Source organism: Deferribacterota bacterium (assembly GCA_034189185.1).
GTDB lineage: Bacteria > Chrysiogenota > Deferribacteres > Deferribacterales > UBA228 > UBA228.
In genome coordinates, this window is sequence record JAXHVM010000150.1 from 1 (window position 1) to 4,394 (window position 4,394).

Consider the following 4,394-nt stretch of genomic DNA (forward strand, 5'->3'; position numbering starts at 1 on the left):
CTGGAAACCACCAACCATGCTCTAAATGAATCATATTATCTTGCATCTTTTCAGATATTTTTAACTTAAATATAGCCCTTCCAAAGTCATTTTCTGCTATAATATATTGATTATGACGTAGGTTAAAATGCCCAGCTGTTTTGTCATTCAATAATGCCAAAGGCTCAGGATGTTTCATGCGAGCACTTTTAATTTGCCTTAATTCTGATTGATACATAGGCATAAAGCGCACACCCGTTATTAATATTAGGGATTCTTCGTTAGTACTCATACTGCTTTTAGGCTCTTTGTAAACTGGCAATGGAGGATACCCTAGTTTATCCAAGATAGTAGAAAAAAGTTCAATTTTTCCTGTAGGGGTAGCAAAACCGTGTGTTTCATATTTTTTATATTTTGGCTCCATATTGTACTGGTAGCCTTCACACAGTTCTTTAAATGATATGCCTACCCTTTTAAGTCTAAAATCAAGGGCTTCTTCCATAGTCTCCCAGGGCCAAAACTCTTTTTGCCCAACCCTTCTTCCAAGTTCTTTCCAGAGATAGTAGTCATCCTTTCTCTCATATAGTGGCTCAATAGCTTTGTTATTAGCAAGTATTATATTTGAAAATCCATGCATATCTTGAATATCAGCTCTTTCGAGCGTGCAAGCTGCTGGCAGTATATAATCAGACAGAGCTGCAGTAGGTGTAATATAGTAATCCATAACAACATTTAGCTTTGAATTTAATAAAGCTTTATAGATTTTTTCTCCATTTGTCAAGGTTACTATGGGGTTACTTGCCTGAGAAATAAAAGCTGTTACATTGTAAGGTTTTCCTGTGATCATTGCATCAAATACATCAGGGGCATAAGCTGAAGCCCCAAATTCGGCTACAGGTGGAAGTGAGTAGGAGGTATCTTTTTTTAAAGCGGCTTCTTCAATTAATTCCCACCCAGGATAGGCCATTAATCTGTGTTTTTGTGAGCCAATCTGTTTTTCTCTTTGACTGCTTTTGAGGTATTCATTAGCTTCCATCTCATAGTCAGTTATAGGCCCAATCCCATTTCTTCCTATAAGCTCACCCCCTTTAATATCAAAATTCCCGGTTAATGCTTCTAATATCAATCTTGCCCTTTGGGCTTGATTAGCATTTATTCCTTGCTTATCAAGGCCAAATGTCCAAGGGATTACAGCTGGTGAGGTTTTTGCATAGAGATCTGCAACTTCTATTATATCTTCCTTTTTTATATTAGTTATCTTTGATGCTTCATCATAGGTGAAGTTCTTTATATGTTCTTCTAATTTGTCAAAACCAAAGCAATATTTTTCAACAAAATTTTTATCGAATAGGTTATTTTCAATAATATATTTAATCCATGATAAAAATAGATATACGTCAGTGCCTGGCTTTATCCCCAACCATTTATCAGCAATCTCAGCTTCACTATTTTTTATTGGGTCAACAACAATGAGTTTTGCACCATTTTTTTTAGCTTTAACAAGAGAAGTCCAACCAGGGTGAGGCGAGGATTCTTTTAAATGGCTGCCACACAATATTATAAGTTTACTATTTGTCATATCACTAAACAATGGACCACCACAGGTCGTCCATTCAATTGTCCAGCCAGGACATCTACAAATATTTTGAGCGCCCATAATATTTGGAGAGCCAAAGAGGTTGAAAAAGCGTTTAATAGGCCATCCATATGTTCTGTAGGTTCCATGTGCAAAGGTAAGGGTTTCAGGGCCATATTTTTCTTTAAGGTTAAGAAGTTTATCAGCAATCTCATCAAGCGCTTGTTCCCACGTTATTCTTACCCACTCATTACTACCCCTATCCCCCTTTCTTTTTAGAGGGAAATTGACTCTATCCTTGTGGCATAGATGTTCAAGAATAGTTTTGCCCCTAGCACAGATAAAGCCTCTACTCATAGGATGCTCTGGATCACCAGTTACTTTTGTAATAATGTTGCCTGATTGATATAGATTCAAACCACATCTATGATGACAAGGACCACACCAACCTTTTCTTATTTTTTCTTCTTTATTGTTCATAATAAAAACCTCCACTTATATTGTAGCTAATAATAATTTTAAAAGCAAACTAGATTATAAAATAGCTAGATCATATTCCATGGGTTTAATATATCTTCTAATTCTTCAGTTGAAAGAATTCCTTTTTGAGCTACTATTTCTTTTACTGTTTTATTTTTTTCGAAGGCTTCATGTGCAATTTCTGCTGCTTTGTCATAGCCTATTTTCTTTGCAAGGGGTGTTACAAGCGCCATTGACCATTCAACATAATTTAAGCATTTTTCTCTATTTGCTACTATTCCCTTTATGCATTTATAGTTTAAGTGAGATGCTATATTTGCAAGTATTTCAATCATAAATAATATATTATAAGCTATTAATGGCATCATCACATTTAATTCTAAATTGCCAGAGCTCCCAGCTATTGATATTGTTTGATGCATACCCATAACTGTAGCTGCAACTTGTATTGCAGATTCTGGTATTACAGGGTTTACTTTTCCAGGCATTATTGAACTGCCAGGTTGTAACGCTGGCAGGGTTATCTCTGATATACCACATCTTGGGCCTGAATTTAGCAGACGTAAATCATTAGCAATTTTCATAATTGCACAAGCTAGAGTATTTAGGCTTCCCGAAAAGAAAACCACTGCATCTTTTGATGCAAGCCCCTCAAAAAGATTGTCACTTTGCACAAATGAAATATTTGTAAGCGATGAAATTTCCTTTATTGTTAATTCACCAAATTGTTTATCAGTATTTATGCCTGTTCCTATAGCTGTACCCCCTAAGGGAAGCTCATATAAACCTTCTAGGGATTGATCAATTCTATTTATTGATAATTCAATTTGCTTGGCATATGAGCTAAATTCATTTCCAAGGGTTGTTGGTGTTGCATCCATCAAATGTGTTCGCCCTATCTTTATAACATCACTAAACTCCTCTGCTTTATCTTCTAAAACTTTCTGCAATTTTTCTAATTGTGGTATTAGAAGTCCTTTAGTTTTTAATACTGCAGATATATGGATTGCACTTGGTATTACATCGTTACTAGATTGACCCATATTGACGTGGTCATTTGGATGGCAAATTGTTTTATCGCCTTTGTTTCCACCTAATAATTCACATGTCCTATTTGCTATAACCTCATTAACATTCATATTTGTAGAAGTACCTGAACCAGTTTGATATATATCAATTGGAAATTGATCATCATACTTCCCTTCAAGGATCTCACTTGCAGCATTAATAATAGCATCCCCCAATTTATTTTCTAATAGACCTAACTTTGTATTTGCCGTAGCAGCTGCCATTTTAATCAGGGTTACTGCCCTTATAAAATCTATTGGCAGCGCCATACCACTGATATTAAAGTTTTTTAAAGCCCTTGCTGTTTGAACCCCGTAATATTTGTCTATTTCTATTTTTAACTCGCCTAGACTGTCCTTTTCTGTTCTATAAGTCATAATACACCTCATTTTTAAACTATAATCATAATAATATTATAATTTGTTAATAAATTAAATAACTTAAATAACTTTTGAAGTTTATTATAATATATGGTATAAATTAAAGTATGGGTAAATATTTAGAGTTAATATGTGAAGATAATTGGGAATATGTTGTTAGAAAAAATTGTAGTGGTGTTTCAATCGTTTTGGTATATAATAAATCAACTAAAAAATATTTGGTTATAGAGCAATACAGGATTCCGATTAAAGAGAGGATCCTTGAATTTCCAGCTGGGTTAATTGAAAATGGTGAAACACCTCTAGATACTGCGCTAAGAGAATTAAGAGAAGAAGTAGGGCTGGTAACTACAAAAGAGAGATTAATTAATCTAGGTGAAGTATATAGTTCAGCTGGTCTAACTAATGAGAAAGCCTATTTTTATGCGGTAATTGTTGATAAAGATGTAAATTTTGTTAATCAGAAATTAGATCCTATGGAGATAAAAAACGAATTAAGAAAATTTTGGATATCAGAAGATGAATTAGTAAAGAGTAAAGCAGCTAAAGTATTGGCTATCTTAATGCGTTTTAAATATAAAATAAAAGATGAAAATATTTAATATTTTGATATTGACATATTAATAATAAAGTTTATAAATAACTACAGCGGGGTAGAGCAGTTTGGTAGCTCGTCGGGCTCATAACCCGAAGGTCGCAGGTTCAAATCCTGCCCCCGCAATTTTTATTAAAATTTGTAGATGACTTAGACTTTCTATATAAAGAATTGGCGGCATAGCTCAGGTGGTTAGAGCATGCGGCTCATATCCGCAGCGTCCGGGGTTCGAGTCCCTGTGCCGCCATTTTGTTAATTCCCCTTTTTTAACATAATATATAATTCTATATGTTTTTAACTGGCATCTTTTTTGCTT

Annotated in this window: 3 protein-coding genes and 2 tRNA genes; 3 read left to right on the forward strand and 2 right to left on the reverse strand. The window is 34.4% G+C overall.

Annotation, left to right across the window (positions count from 1 at the left end):
* Both SVN78_08745 and SVN78_08750 read right to left on the reverse strand, forming a co-directional pair.
* Positions 1-2,035, reverse strand: a 2,035-nt coding sequence (locus tag SVN78_08745; GenBank protein ID MDY6821693.1) for a molybdopterin-dependent oxidoreductase, incomplete at its 3' end; no start/stop codon positions are given.
* Between the two features lie 65 nt (positions 2,036-2,100).
* Positions 2,101-3,480, reverse strand: coding sequence for a class II fumarate hydratase (locus SVN78_08750; GenBank protein MDY6821694.1), 1,380 nt, complete (start codon positions 3,478-3,480; stop codon positions 2,101-2,103).
* Positions 3,481-3,590: 110 nt separating this feature from the next.
* Between SVN78_08750 and SVN78_08755 the strand changes: the two genes are divergently transcribed.
* The 3 genes from SVN78_08755 (at position 3,591) to SVN78_08765 (ending at position 4,325) form a co-directional block, all read left to right on the forward strand.
* Positions 3,591-4,085: an NUDIX hydrolase gene (locus SVN78_08755; protein ID MDY6821695.1), complete on the forward strand. Its 495-nt coding sequence runs from the start codon at positions 3,591-3,593 to the stop codon at positions 4,083-4,085.
* Between the two features lie 45 nt (positions 4,086-4,130).
* A tRNA-Met gene (locus SVN78_08760) sits at positions 4,131-4,204 on the forward strand.
* A 47-nt stretch (positions 4,205-4,251) separates the two neighbouring features.
* A tRNA-Met gene (locus tag SVN78_08765) sits at positions 4,252-4,325 on the forward strand.
* The last annotated feature ends 69 nt before the right edge of the window (positions 4,326-4,394 follow it).